General features: G+C 55.4%; 10 protein-coding genes. 6 read left to right on the forward strand and 4 right to left on the reverse strand.

The features are described 5' to 3' along the window. Positions 1–3: 3 nt before the first annotated feature. Together ssuC and ssuB are read left to right on the forward strand one after the other, a co-directional pair. A complete protein-coding gene (ssuC, locus tag ACO6VX_RS07845; protein ID WP_010254987.1) occupies positions 4–795 on the forward strand; it encodes an aliphatic sulfonate ABC transporter permease SsuC in 792 nt (263 codons plus the stop codon). Beyond that, positions 792–1,580 carry an aliphatic sulfonates ABC transporter ATP-binding protein gene (gene ssuB / locus ACO6VX_RS07850; RefSeq protein WP_010254985.1) on the forward strand — a complete coding sequence of 263 codons (789 nt, stop codon included), beginning with the start codon at positions 792–794 and terminating at the stop codon, positions 1,578–1,580. Before ssuC ends, ssuB begins: the two co-directional genes overlap by 4 nt. Positions 1,581–1,617: 37 nt before the next feature. On the opposite strand, the gene pepN is transcribed toward ssuB, so the two are convergent. Further along, entirely contained in the window at positions 1,618–4,233 is a 2,616-nt protein-coding gene (pepN, locus tag ACO6VX_RS07855; RefSeq protein WP_422458049.1) for an aminopeptidase N, read from the reverse strand. A 243-nt stretch (positions 4,234–4,476) separates the two neighbouring features. On the opposite strand from pepN, the gene pncB reads away from it, so the two are divergent. From pncB to ACO6VX_RS07875, 4 genes are all read left to right on the forward strand, one after another. Continuing rightward, a complete protein-coding gene (gene pncB, locus ACO6VX_RS07860; RefSeq protein WP_050679503.1) occupies positions 4,477–5,682 on the forward strand; it encodes a nicotinate phosphoribosyltransferase in 1,206 nt (401 codons plus the stop codon). Positions 5,683–5,839: 157 nt separating this feature from the next. Next, positions 5,840–7,240: an asparagine--tRNA ligase gene (gene asnS / locus ACO6VX_RS07865; protein WP_033757166.1), complete on the forward strand. Its 1,401-nt coding sequence runs from the start codon at positions 5,840–5,842 to the stop codon at positions 7,238–7,240. Positions 7,241–7,541: 301 nt separating this feature from the next. Further along, positions 7,542–8,711: a porin OmpF gene (gene ompF / locus ACO6VX_RS07870; RefSeq protein WP_010669769.1), complete on the forward strand. Its 1,170-nt coding sequence runs from the start codon at positions 7,542–7,544 to the stop codon at positions 8,709–8,711. A 233-nt stretch (positions 8,712–8,944) separates the two neighbouring features. After that, complete coding sequence (locus ACO6VX_RS07875; RefSeq protein WP_010669768.1) at positions 8,945–10,135, forward strand: amino acid aminotransferase; 1,191 nt, start codon at positions 8,945–8,947, stop codon at positions 10,133–10,135. A 42-nt stretch (positions 10,136–10,177) separates the two neighbouring features. On the opposite strand, the gene ACO6VX_RS07880 is transcribed toward ACO6VX_RS07875, so the two are convergent. The 3 genes from ACO6VX_RS07880 to ldtD form a co-directional block, all read right to left on the reverse strand. Further along, complete coding sequence (locus ACO6VX_RS07880; protein ID WP_010669767.1) at positions 10,178–10,807, reverse strand: MBL fold metallo-hydrolase; 630 nt, start codon at positions 10,805–10,807, stop codon at positions 10,178–10,180. A 39-nt stretch (positions 10,808–10,846) separates the two neighbouring features. After that, the gene (locus ACO6VX_RS07885; RefSeq protein ID WP_010254972.1) at positions 10,847–11,395 is read right to left on the reverse strand and encodes a YcbK family protein; all 549 of its coding nucleotides are present in this window, start codon (positions 11,393–11,395) and stop codon (positions 10,847–10,849) included. A gap of 185 nt (positions 11,396–11,580) precedes the next feature. Next, the gene (gene ldtD, locus ACO6VX_RS07890; RefSeq protein WP_010254970.1) at positions 11,581–13,392 is read right to left on the reverse strand and encodes a L,D-transpeptidase; all 1,812 of its coding nucleotides are present in this window, start codon (positions 13,390–13,392) and stop codon (positions 11,581–11,583) included. Positions 13,393–13,407 lie beyond the last annotated feature (15 nt).

Here is a 13,407-nt window from a genome sequence, read left to right on the forward strand (position 1 = left end):
ATGATGACCAGAACCCGAAAACGCCTTGCTGATACGCTGGTGCCCTGGCTGCTGCCGACGCTGCTGGTGGTGGTGTGGCAGATTGCCTCGCAAACCGGCTGGTTATCGACCCGTATTCTGCCCGCACCGGAGAAAATTGTGACCACCTTCTGGCAGCTGACCGCCAGTGGTGAACTCTGGCAGCACCTGGCGATCAGTAGCTGGCGGGCGCTGATCGGCTTCAGTATCGGCGGTTCTATCGGCCTGCTGCTCGGGCTGATTACCGGCACCTCCAGAACCGGTGAACGACTGCTGGATACCTCGGTACAGATGCTGCGCAATGTGCCGCATCTGGCGCTGATCCCGCTGGTAATCCTCTGGTTCGGTATTGATGAGTCCGCCAAGATCTTTCTGGTGGCGCTGGGGACGCTGTTCCCAATCTACCTGAATACTTATCACGGCATCCGCAACATCGATCGCGGGCTGGTTGAGATGGCGCGCAGCTATGGCCTTTCCGGCTGGAGCCTGTTTATCCAGGTGATCCTGCCAGGCGCGCTGCCCAATATCATGGTCGGCGTGCGTTTCGCGCTGGGCCTGATGTGGCTGACGCTGATTGTCGCAGAGACCATCTCTGCCAACGCGGGTATCGGCTATCTGGCCATGAACGCGCGTGAATTCCTGCAGACCGATGTGGTGGTGGTCGCCATTATTCTTTACGCCCTGCTCGGCAAACTGGCGGATGTCGCCGCGTTGTTGCTTGAACGTGTCTGGCTGCGCTGGCATCCCGCTTATCAACTGAAGGAGGAGAACGCATGAGCCAGACTCTCTCACCGGCGCGCCTCAACACCGGCACCCCGGTTGGCGTTAACGGCGTCAGCAAACAGTATGGCAGCCGCACCATTCTCAATAAGATTGACCTGCATATTCCCTCAGGTCAGTTTGTGGCGGTGGTGGGCCGCAGCGGCTGTGGTAAAAGCACGCTGCTGCGCCTGCTGGCCGGTCTCGAACAGAGCTCCAGCGGTGAACTGCTGGCAGGCAATGCGCCGCTGCAGTCGGCTCGTGAAGATACCCGCCTGATGTTTCAGGATGCGCGACTGCTGCCGTGGAAAAAAGTGATCGATAACGTCGGGCTGGGTCTGCGCGGACGCGAATGGCGCAGCGCGGCGCTGGATGCGCTGGCGGCGGTAGGCCTCGCCGATCGGGCTGATGAGTGGCCAGCCGCCCTCTCCGGCGGCCAGAAACAGCGCGTCGCACTGGCCAGGGCGCTGATCCACCGGCCCGGTTTACTGCTGCTGGATGAACCGCTGGGGGCGCTGGATGCCCTGACACGCATTGAAATGCAGGGATTGATTGAGTCACTGTGGCAGCAGCATCACTTTACCGTGCTGCTGGTTACGCATGATGTCAGTGAAGCGGTGGTGATGGCAGATCGCGTGCTGTTAATCGAAGAGGGTCAGATCGGGCTGGATCTGCTGGTGGATCTGCCCCGTCCCCGCCGTCGCGGATCGGCGCGGCTGGCCGAGCTGGAAGCGGAGGTACTGGATCGGGTCATGCAGCGTACGGAGCGACCGCAGCCGGTTCGTTACGCGCAGCAGCGCTGAAAAAGGGGAGTGTCTCAGACGCTCCCCTTTTTAATTATCAGGCGTTCAGTGCCCGGGTAATTTTTTCGTAGAGGTCGCCAGAGAGTTTATCCAGCTCCAGCAGCTGCTCCAGTGCCTGGCGCATCATCGCCTGACGGCCTTCGTCATAACGTTTCAGGCGAATCAGCGGCTCCACCATCCGTGCCGCAACCTGCGGATTGCGGGTGTTGAGGTCGGTAAGCATCTCCACCAGGAACTTGTACCCGCTGCCATCTTTAGCATGGAAGGCGGCCGGGTTAGCCGAGGCAAAGGCACCCACCAGCGAGCGAACACGGTTCGGATTACTCATGGTGAAGGAGCGATGATTCAGAAGCTGGCGCACGTTGCGCATCACGTTAGCGGCCGGACTGGTCGCCTGCAGCACAAACCATTTATCCATCACCAGACCATCCTGATGCCAGCGCTCATCGTAAGCTGCCAGCAGCGCATCACGGCACGGTAACTGTGCCGCAACTGCAGCAGAAAGCGCCGCCAGCGCATCGGTCATGTTGGTCGCCTGGTGATACTGGGTCTGCACCAGTTTATCCGCCAGCTGCGCATCACTGAAGGCGAGATAGGTCAGGCAGATATTTTTCAGGCTGCGCTGACCAATCGCGTCATGCTCCACGCGGTATTCAGGCTGCTGATTGGCGTTGTAGATCGCAAAAAACTCATCGGCCAGTTCGCGTGCCAGCGTGCGTTGCAGCGCGTCGCGCACCAGCGCAATCGCCTGCGGATCGATAGTATCAAACAGCTCGGCAATCTCATTTTCCGACGGCAGCGTCAGAATCAGCGCGGTCAGTGCCGGGTCGCAGTCGGTATCCAGCAGCACCGCGCGGAAGGCGTCGGCGACATGCAGCGGCAGTGACAGATGCTGGCCCTGCTGATAGCGGGCGACATTCAGACGGATATAGGTCGCCAGCAGGCTCTGAGCCGCATCCCAGCGGGAGAAGTCGTTGCGTGCATGACGCATCAGGAAGGTGAGCTGAGCATCACTCCATTTGTAATCAAGCTTCACCGGGGCAGAGAATTCGCGCAGCAGCGACGGCACCGGCTGGAAGTAGACGTTATCGAAAATAAAGGTCTGGAACTCCTCGGTAACATTCAGCACATGATGTACCGGATGACCATTATTCTGCAGCGGGATCACCTTGCCTTCGCCATCGTAGAGTTCAATATCCAGCGGGATATGCAGCGGCAGCTTCTCTTTCTGATCGGCAGTCGCAGGCGTGTGCTGCGTGACGTGCAGCGTATACTGCTCCAGCTCCGGGTTGTAATCGTCGCGCACGGTCAGCACCGGCGTACCGGACTGGCTGTACCAACGGCGGAACTGCGACAGGTCAACATTTGAAGCATCTTCCATCGCCTGAACAAAATCATCGCAGGTGGCGGCGCTACCGTCGTGGCGATCAAAATAGAGTTTCATGCCCTTCTGGAAGTTCTCTTCACCCAGCAGGGTGTGCATCATACGGATCACTTCTGACCCTTTTTCATACACCGTCAGGGTATAGAAGTTGTTCATCTCGATGACCTGATCCGGACGGATCGGGTGTGCCATCGGGCTGGCATCTTCGGCGAACTGCGCACCGCGTACGATACGCACGTTATCAATTCGGTTCACCGCGCGTGAACCCAGATCAGAGCTGAACTCCTGATCGCGGAACACCGTCAGCCCCTCTTTCAGGCTGAGCTGGAACCAGTCGCGGCAGGTCACGCGGTTACCGGTCCAGTTATGGAAATATTCGTGACCGATAACCGCTTCAATGCCCAGGTAATCTTTGTCCGTCGCCGTTTCCGCTTTAGCCAGCACATATTTGGCATTGAAGACGTTAAGGCCTTTGTTCTCCATGGCGCCCATGTTGAAGAAGTCCACCGCCACGATCATAAAGATGTCGAGGTCATACTCCAGACCGAAACGCTCTTCATCCCACTTCATGCTGTTTTTCAGCGAGGTCATCGCCCAGTCGGCACGGTCGAGGTTACCGCGATCGACGAAGATCTCCAGCGCCACATCACGTCCTGAACGGGTGGTGAAGCTGTCGCGCAGCACGTCGAAATCGCCCGCCACCAGCGCAAACAGGTAGCAGGGTTTCGGGAACGGATCCTGCCACTTCACCCAGCTGCGACCCTGCTCATCCCGGCCGCTATTAATCCGGTTACCGTTGGAGAGCAGGAATGGATAGCGCTCACCGTCGGCATAAATGGTGGTGGTAAAGCGCGCCAGCACGTCGGGGCGATCAAGATACCAGGTAATATGACGGAAGCCTTCAGCCTCACATTGGGTGCAGAGCGCCTCGCCCGATTTGTACAGCCCTTCCAGCGCGGTGTTCTGGTCCGGATGAATATCGTTAATAATTTTCAGGGTGAAGCTTTCCGGCAGCTGGCTGATGACCAGTGCGCCCTCTTCTTCACGGAAGGCCGTCCAGGCTTGCCCGTCGACCTCCAGCGCAATCAGCGTTAACGCTTCGCCGTCCAGTCGCAGCTCAGCCTGGCTGTCGCCCAGTCGTTTAACCTGGCTGATGGCCGTTACACGAGTGGTGGACGCATCCAGTTCAAAAGTTAAATCGATATCGGTGATGGTGTACTCAGGCGCACGGTAGTCGTGGCGATACTTGATTTGGGGCTGTTGCGTCATATTGCGTCTCGCGTTGTTATAAGTTTACCGGCAAAGTCTAAGCTTGTTACTACAAGCTTGCCACGCACAATGCACCTAAAGGGTGAAATGGCTACACTTTGTTAACAATGGCACAGATTGGCCTCGACCCGCCCGTCTGAAATATGCTGTGATCGGCTTCAGATAGTGAATTATACTTTTGCGTCTTTATGACTGTGTACAACACCGGGCTCTGCGCCACCGAACAGGATGCTGAAACGCGCCATGACAGGACATGCTTCCCCGATACTGACCTCGCTGCTGGATACGGACGCCTATAAGCTCCATATGCAGCAGGCCGTTTTCCACCGCTATCATGACATAACGGTGGCGGCGGAGTTTCGCTGCCGCGGCGACGAACTGCTGGGTCTCTACGCTGACGAAATTCGTGACGCGATAACCGCAATGCAACACCTGGCGCTGACTGATGATGAAGCGACCTGGTTGTCTCACCTTCCCTTCTTCCGGCAGGATTACCTCAGCTGGTTACGCCAGTTCCGCTATAACCCGGATCAGGTTGAGGTGCGCAATCACCATGGCAAGCTGGAACTCCGTATTCAGGGGCCGTGGCGCGAAGTGATCATGTGGGAGGTGCCGCTGCTGGCGCTGATCAGTGAGATTGTGCATCGTCATCGCACGCCGCAGGTCACTACTCAGCAGGCACTTGACCACTTACATCAGAAACTCGGCGACTTTAAAGGCCAGCTTGCTGACCTTGATATGTCACGCTTCCGCCTGATGGATTTCGGCACCCGTCGTCGCTATTCGCAGGATGTGCAGCAGTCGATCGTCTCAACGCTGAAACAGGATTTTCCGTGGCTGATTGGCACCAGTAACTATGATCTGGCGCGCCGTCTGTCACTGACGCCAGTGGGAACACAGGCGCATGAGTGGTTCCAGGCCTTCCAGCAGATCAGTCCGGTACTGGCCAACAGCCAGCGCGCGGCGCTACAGGCGTGGCTGGATGAGTATGACGATAAGCTGGGCATCGCCCTGACCGATTGCATCGCCATGGACGCATTCCTGCGTGATTTCGGTCCGGTGTTTGCCCGCCGCTATCAGGGACTGCGCCACGACTCCGGCGATCCGGTCGAATGGGGCGAGAAAGCCCTCGCCCACTACCAGAAGCTGGGTATCGATCCGCAAAGCAAACACCTGGTCTTTTCTGACAACTTAAATCTCGACAAAGCGCTGGCGCTTTACCGCCACTTTGGTCAGCGGACGAACGTGGTGTTCGGCATCGGAACCCGCCTCACCTGCGATATTCCGGGCGTGACGCCACTGAATATCGTTATCAAACTGGTGCAGTGCAATGGCAAGCCGGTGGCGAAACTCTCAGACAGCCCGGGCAAAACCATCTGCCAGGATAAAGCCTTTGTCAGGGCCCTGCGTAAAGCTTTTGATCTGCCGCTGGTGAAAAAAGCGAGTTAATCCTCTTCTTACCGGGGCGTTGATACGCCCCGCCTCTGCTGTAATAAATCTGCTTTCCCCCTGAATTTTGCTTGTTTCCTGAAGACTCGCAAGTAACATAGCAAAACCCCGGATGGGGCAACTTTTTTACTCACTTCTTCTATATAGAGAGATATTTATGAGCGTAGTGCCTGTAGCGGACGTACTGCACGGTCGCGTCGCGGTTGACAGTGAAGTCACCGTACGTGGTTGGGTGCGTACCCGAAGAGATTCCAAAGCCGGTCTTTCCTTCATCGCTGTCTATGACGGCTCCTGCTTTAATCCCGTTCAGGCTGTCGTCAATAATTCTCTGAATAATTATCAGGATGAAGTGTTGCGTCTGACTACGGGCTGTTCCGTTATCGTCACCGGTAAAGTGGTGGCCTCACCGGGTCAGGGCCAGGCGTTTGAGATTCAGGCGACCAGCCTGGAAGTCGTGGGCTGGGTGGAAGATCCCGACAGCTACCCGATGGCGGCGAAACGCCACAGTATCGAGTATCTGCGCGAAGTGGCTCACCTGCGTCCGCGCACCAACCTGATTGGCGCGGTCGCCCGTGTTCGCCACACCCTGGCGCAGGCGCTGCATCGCTTCTTCCATGAAAATGGCTATTTCTGGGTCTCGACGCCGCTGATTACCGCCTCCGATACCGAAGGTGCCGGCGAAATGTTCCGTGTCTCTACGCTGGATATGGAAAACCTGCCGCGTAACGATCAGGGCAAAGTTGACTTCAGCGAAGATTTCTTTGGTAAAGAGGCGTTCCTGACCGTTTCCGGTCAGCTGAATGGCGAAACCTATGCCAGCGCCCTGTCGAAGATCTACACCTTCGGTCCGACGTTCCGCGCAGAGAACTCCAACACCAGCCGCCACCTGGCGGAATTCTGGATGCTGGAGCCGGAAATCGCCTTTGCCTCACTGGATGATGCCGCTGCACTGGCCGAATCAATGCTGAAGTATGTCTTCAACGCGGTGCTTGAAGAGCGTGCCGATGACATGGCCTTCTTTGCTGAGCGGGTAGATAAAGAGGCGGTTGAGCGTCTGCAGCGTTTCATCACCACCGATTTCGCGCAGGTGGATTACACCGATGCGGTTGAGATCCTGATGAAATGCGATCAGACCTTCGAAAACCCGGTTTCCTGGGGTATTGACCTCTCCTCTGAGCATGAGCGTTACCTGGCCGAGAAACATTTTAAAGCGCCGGTGGTGGTGAAAAACTATCCGAAGGACATTAAAGCGTTCTATATGCGCCTGAATGACGATGGCAAAACCGTGGCGGCGATGGATGTTCTGGCGCCAGGCATTGGTGAGATCATTGGCGGTTCACAGCGTGAAGAACGTCTGGATGTCCTGGATGCGCGTCTGGAAGAGATGGGTCTGAATAAAGAAGATTACTGGTGGTATCGTGACCTGCGTCGCTACGGTACCGTGCCACATTCTGGCTTTGGATTAGGCTTTGAACGTTTAATCGCCTATGTCACCGGCGTACAAAATGTCAGGGACGTAATCCCCTTCCCGCGCACCCCACGCAACGCGAGTTTCTGATATTCGGCATTAAATATAAGAAATTCATATATATAACGAGGTCGGCACTGCCGGCCTTTTTTTATTTTTGTAATTTTTGAGTTCTCTCACAAAGTTCCGTGTTTTTTACATTTTGTAATACATATTTTCTTACTGAAACAAGATTACGAGTTTAGTAGCATTTAAGCGCTAGAATTACGGCGGGTGGGATGGAAAGATGCGTGCAGACACAGGAAGACACCAAACTTCGTTCAGGGTTCCCGTAAAGGTTTCTTGACGGCAGTGGCAGGTGTACAAATAACTCCAATGAGGGTAATGAATAATGATGAAGCGCAATATTCTTGCAGTGGTTATCCCTGCTCTGTTAGCCGCCGGCGCAGCAAACGCTGCAGAAATCTATAACAAAGACGGCAACAAACTGGACCTGTACGGTAAAGCTGTTGGCCTGCATTATTTCTCTGATGACTCAGGCAACGACGGTGACAAATCTTATGTTCGTTTCGGCTTTAAAGGCGAAACCCAGATTAATGACCAGCTGACCGGTTACGGCCAGTGGGAATACAACGTTCAGGCGAACAACTCTGAAGGTTCTGATGCACAGAATGGCAACAAAACCCGTCTGGGCTTTGCCGGTCTGAAATTCGGCGATGCTGGCTCAATCGACTACGGCCGTAACTACGGTGTGGTTTATGATGCAATCGGCTGGACCGATATGCTGCCAGAGTTCGGTGGTGATTCAGGATATTCCGATAACTTCATGAACGGCCGTAGCACAGGCCTGCTGACCTACCGCAACACCAACTTCTTCGGCCTGGTTGATGGCTGGGACTTCGCAGTTCAGTATCAGGGTAAAAACGAGCGCACCGGTACCGACGGCCTGCGTCGCTCCAACGGCGACGGCTACGGTGTGTCAACCTCTTATACCTCACCAATCGGTCTGGGTATCGTAGGTGCTTATAGCAGCAGCGATCGTACTAATGCTCAGGCAGCAGGCGCACAGACAACTGTTACACCTAGCCAGGCTAATGGCGGCGGTGCTGCAGTTACCACTGTCACCGGTCAGGGTGCTGGTAAACGTGCTGAAAACTGGGCAACGGCAATCAAGTACGATGCAAACAACGTTTACCTGGCTGCAATGTATGGCGAGACACGCAATTCAACACCAGTTACTGCTACCGGTACTCTGGCTAACGGCAACGCGTTCTCTACCACTGGCTTTGCAAACAAAGCACAGAACATTGAACTGGTTGCACAGTATCAGTTCGACTTCGGTCTGCGTCCATCCATTGCCTATGTACAGTCTAAAGGCAAGGACATTGAAGGCGTGGGCGATGCTGACCTGATTAAATACATCGACGTTGGCGCGACTTACTACTTCAACAAAAACATGTCGACCTATGTGGACTATCAGATCAACCAGCTGAATGACAACAACCGCTTGGGTCTGAACACAGACGACGTGGTTGGTGTTGGCCTGGTTTACCAGTTCTAATTCCGCTTAAAACATGTTGAAAAACGGGGCTACGGCCCCGTTTTTTTATGGCTGCTATTCCCGACAGGTGCGTTTTTCCTCGCGCCGTTACCCCGCTTTAATCACTACCTTTCCCCGTCGCGCAATCCACACTGCAAAATGTATGAATTTGTCTCGCAAACGGTTGGCATTTGTCTGGCCGGACGCTAACCTGAGAGCTCTCTTGCTTAAGTTCACGCTAATGGACCTGACACATGTTTGAATCGATCTCTGCTGCACCCGCCGATCCTATTCTTGGGCTGGCCGATCTGTTTCGTGCTGACGACCGCCCGGAAAAAATCAATCTGGGTATCGGCGTCTATAAAGACGAAACCGGCAAGACCCCGGTGCTGACCAGTGTTAAAAAAGCTGAGCAATATCTGCTGGAAAATGAAACCACCAAAAACTATCTCAGCATTGATGGCCTGGCTGATTTCGCCCGCTGCACGCAGGCCCTGCTGTTTGGCAACCAGAGCCCGCTAATCACCGCTGGCCGCGCTCGCACGGCTCAGACACCGGGTGGTACCGGTGCGCTACGCGTTGCAGCCGATTTCCTCGCCACGCAAACTTCGGTGAAGCGGGTCTGGATCAGCAATCCGAGTTGGCCGAATCACAACAACGTGTTCAATGCTGCCGGTCTTGAAGTCTGTGAATACCACTATTATGACGCTGCAAACCATACGCTCGATTTCGATGGCATGGTGGCGTCACTTAAACAGGTTCAGCCAGGCGACGTGGTGCTGTTCCACGGCTGCTGCCATAACCCGACCGGTATCGACCCCACCGCCGAGCAGTGGCAACAGCTGGCGCAGCTGTCACAGGCCAATGGCTGGCTGCCGTTGTTTGACTTCGCTTACCAGGGTTTTGCCCGTGGTCTGGAGGAAGATGCAGAAGGCCTGCGTATTTTTGCCGCCTCGCATCAGGAACTGATCGTCGCCAGCTCTTACTCCAAGAATTTCGGCCTGTATAACGAGCGTGTTGGTGCCATCACGCTGGTTGCCGCCGAAGCAAGCGTGGCTGATACCGCGTTCAGTCAGGTGAAGTACACCATTCGCGCGAACTACTCCAATCCGCCGGCACATGGCGCCGCCATCGTCGCCACCATTCTGGGCAACGATACCCTGCGTACCATCTGGGAGCAGGAGCTGTCGGACATGCGCCAGCGTATTCAGCGCATGCGCCAGCTCTTTGTAAATACCCTGGCGGAAAAAGGCGCACAGCGCGACTTCAGCTTTATTATTAAGCAGAACGGCATGTTCTCGTTCAGTGGCTTAACCAAAGAGCAGGTCATTCGCCTGCGTGAAGAGTTTGGCGTTTACGCGGTGAACTCAGGTCGGGTGAATGTGGCGGGCATGACGCCAGACAATATGTCGGCGCTGTGCGAAGCGATTGTCGCCGTGCTGTAAGCAGGATGACAGAATTGAAAAATGGGCCTGCTGGCCCATTTTTTATTGCAGGAAAGGATTACTGATGCGTTCATGCCCCAGCGTAGAAATCGGGCCGTGACCGGGCAGAAAAGTGACATCATCGCCCAGCGGCAGCAGTTTCGTGCGGATAGCATTGATTAACTGCTGATGATCGCCCTGCGGGAAGTCTGTGCGTCCCACACCACCATTAAAAATCACGTCACCTGAAATCAGTAACCTTCCTGGCCGATCGAAGAACACCACGTGGCCAGGCGAATGGCCCGGACAGTGCAGGACTTCCAGCGTGGTCAGCCCTACCTGTACGCTCTCCCCCTCTTCCAGCCAGCGATCGGGGGTAAAAGGCGCGCATTCATCAAGTCCGAACATCCGGCTCTGGGTAGGCAGCGCTTCCAGCCAGAATGCATCACGCTTTTGTGGTCCGACAATCGGAATCTGCCAGAAGGCAGCCAGCTCGACGGCGGCCCCGACGTGATCAAGGTGTCCATGAGTCAGCAGAATCCGGGAAGGTTTAAGTTGGCGTTGTTCCAGCGTCTCTTTGATCAGATCGGCATCGCCGCCTGGATCAACCAGCGCGGCTTCACGAGTGGACTCGCACCAGATAACTGAACAGTTCTGGGCAAACGCGGTAACAGGAATAATGTGGTAATTCATAACGCTCCATGACCGGCTCACGCAGCGTTGCCGGTGTCATTACCAGTGCCTGATCGGCCCGGTATCAATATGTACAAAGTTACTGCGGGGATAATATCCTACACCACCCGCACGCAGAGATAACGCCGCTTTGCGTACATTGGCCAGAGAAACCCCTTCGATATGGAAATCCATTGCCTGGCCTTTGGTATGATAGCTGTGCTTTGCCACCCCAGGACCGCTCTCACGTAACATGTTGTTGGTTGCCAGTGAACGGTAGCCCGAAACCAGCTGTATCGGTTTACGCATTCCCAGCAGCGCCTGCAGGCGGAAGATTTGATCAAACAGGTGCGGATCGATGCTTTTCACTTTATTGGCGCGATAGTCACGGAAAAAGTGATTTAATCGTGACAACTCATCCTTGTCGTAACTCTTACCATTAAAAAACTCAGTTTTAAGGGTTTCACCGGTATGAAGATTATTAAGCATCAATACACGCGGGCGAGAGGTAGAAAGCGAGGCCCTTGCAGAAGCGGGTAATAATGCCAGACCGGCGGCGGCGCTACCGCACAGCAGTAGTTTGCGACGAAAAGAATCAATAGTAGACATGTAACGATTTACCTGAGAGTGAAGCCATAGAAATGTGCAAAAAGCGCACAGCCCGAACCATAACTTTCTCTCAGTAGAGCGTCAACCCATCTGCAACCTGTTTGCGTGGCGATCCCTGCAGGAATCGCCATTTGATAATATTTTTCTGAATAACCGGCACGCCGCTAACGATTTAAAATCAATCACTAGAGCAGCAATTGCTCAGCCCGACTCAGTGCCTGACTGCCCGAACGCGCGGTGTCATCATAATTGTAAATATCTGTGCGGAACTGCGGTTTGCCATCATCAGCCACCCACGCCGTCAGATAATAGAGATTGACCGGGATGCGATGGCGAATAGGCACGTAGCGGGTGTCACCCTCTTTTAACGTGCTGGAGATGCGGGCATCGTTCCAGCCCGCGTCCTGCAGTAATAAGCCCGCCAGTTCGGACGCTTTATTCACCCGGACGCAGCCTGAGCTGAGCGCGCGGATATCCCGCTGGAACAGGTTGTGGTTCGGCGTGTCGTGCAGATAGATCGCATCTGAGCTGGGCATATTAAATTTATAGCGGCCCAGCGCATTCGCCACACCCGGTGCCTGAATCAACCGATAGGGGAACGATGAAGCGGTGACCATGCGCCAGTCGATCATGCTGGGATCGATCACTTCAGCATCAGCGCTCCAGCCCGACAGCAGGGTATAACCGTGCTTATAGAGATAGGTCGGATCCTGCTTCACTTTCGGAATGATATCTTTGCGCACCAGCGTGGTTGGCACATTCCACGGCGGGTTCAGCACCACATTATTCAGCGCGCTGCGCATCAACGGCGTTTTGCGATCGGGACGCCCGACGATGACGCGTGATGAGAGGATCTTGTTGCCGTTGTTGTAATAAATCAGCGAGTAGTTGGCGATGTTCACCATAATGCCGTTGTGCATATCGTCCGGCAGCAGGCGCAGTCGCTGAATGTTCAGCGCCAGCAACGAAGCACGCATCTGCGGAGAGACGTTAAGCCACTGCCGCGTTCTGGCACCGATAGCACCGTCGCCATCCAGTCCCTGCCACTGCTGGAAACGCTTCACACCCGCCACCAGCGTCTCGTCATAGACATTGGCGGTGTTCCCTTCCAGCGTCTGACTCTGAACGTTACCCGGCGATTGCAGTGAAGGCGCAGACAGATCGGTGACTGGCGCGGCAGAAGGGCTGACCGCAACCGGCTGGTCGCTGTGGGTCACTGGTGAGGCGGCCACCGGCACCGCATCGTCATCCGGTGCCGGCGCATTAACCTGCGCCGTTAACATGCCGCTGCGCTGCAGGATTTCACGCAACGCAGGCACATCGTCACTGACCTGTCCCGGACGCAGCGTTTCACTGCTCTTCAGCTGCGGCCAGGGCTGCTTATCACCTAACAGGGTTTTCAGCGCGGCGTGCATCGGCTGATACTGCGGGTGCTGCGGCTGCAGTGACGCAATAAACGTGTTGCCCGATCCTGCATTGACCGCGTTCTGCCACTGATTCACGACCGCCACCGACGGCTGTGTCAGCCGGTAGGGAACATTGCTGTAAAGCCAGGTTTCACCCTGCGTCGGCACATTCGAAACAAATTGCAGATAGCCCAGCATCGCATCGGACAGCGCGACATCCCGGGCAAAGCCGGTGATCGCCGGGTTTGTCAGACGCTCAATCCAGCGCGTGAACTGTGGCTGAACACCAGAAAGCGCCACTTCAGCCAGCTGCTGCTGAAATTTTTGTATCGCCTGGGGATCCTGCCAGAGCGGTTGCATATGGCGGGATGCATAGAGCGTCGCCAGCGGTGCCAGATAAAACGGCTGATCGGCGCTGGAAAACGCCTGCCGGATGCGTTGCTGACTTTCGGAAACGGAGATAGCCGCCTGCGTTGTCCCGGGCAAAGCGGCGATAACAGCGGCCTGCGGTAGCGTAAATGGAACAACGGTTAGCGCCAGCGCTAACAATGATAGAACGCGATGATGATTTAATTTTTTTACCAGCAACATCCCTGCCCCCTTGTT

The organism is Pantoea sp. BJFS-204, from assembly GCF_049310725.1.
GTDB lineage: Bacteria > Pseudomonadota > Gammaproteobacteria > Enterobacterales > Enterobacteriaceae > Pantoea > Pantoea agglomerans.

What these genes read in the sequence shown, in the direction of transcription:
- ACO6VX_RS07885 (WP_010254972.1), bottom strand. Translation starts at nt 11,395, where the DNA reads ATGTCTACTATTGATTCTTTTCGTCGCAAACTACTGCTGTGCGGTAGC.
- asnS (WP_033757166.1), top strand. Translation starts at nt 5,840, where the DNA reads ATGAGCGTAGTGCCTGTAGCGGACGTACTGCACGGTCGCGTCGCGGTT.
- ssuB (WP_010254985.1), top strand. Translation starts at nt 792, where the DNA reads ATGAGCCAGACTCTCTCACCGGCGCGCCTCAACACCGGCACCCCGGTT.
- ACO6VX_RS07875 (WP_010669768.1), top strand. Translation starts at nt 8,945, where the DNA reads ATGTTTGAATCGATCTCTGCTGCACCCGCCGATCCTATTCTTGGGCTG.
- pepN (WP_422458049.1), bottom strand. Translation starts at nt 4,233, where the DNA reads ATGACGCAACAGCCCCAAATCAAGTATCGCCACGACTACCGTGCGCCT.
- ACO6VX_RS07880 (WP_010669767.1), bottom strand. Translation starts at nt 10,807, where the DNA reads ATGAATTACCACATTATTCCTGTTACCGCGTTTGCCCAGAACTGTTCA.
- ldtD (WP_010254970.1), bottom strand. Translation starts at nt 13,392, where the DNA reads ATGTTGCTGGTAAAAAAATTAAATCATCATCGCGTTCTATCATTGTTA.
- ssuC (WP_010254987.1), top strand. Translation starts at nt 4, where the DNA reads ATGACCAGAACCCGAAAACGCCTTGCTGATACGCTGGTGCCCTGGCTG.
- ompF (WP_010669769.1), top strand. Translation starts at nt 7,542, where the DNA reads ATGATGAAGCGCAATATTCTTGCAGTGGTTATCCCTGCTCTGTTAGCC.
- pncB (WP_050679503.1), top strand. Translation starts at nt 4,477, where the DNA reads ATGACAGGACATGCTTCCCCGATACTGACCTCGCTGCTGGATACGGAC.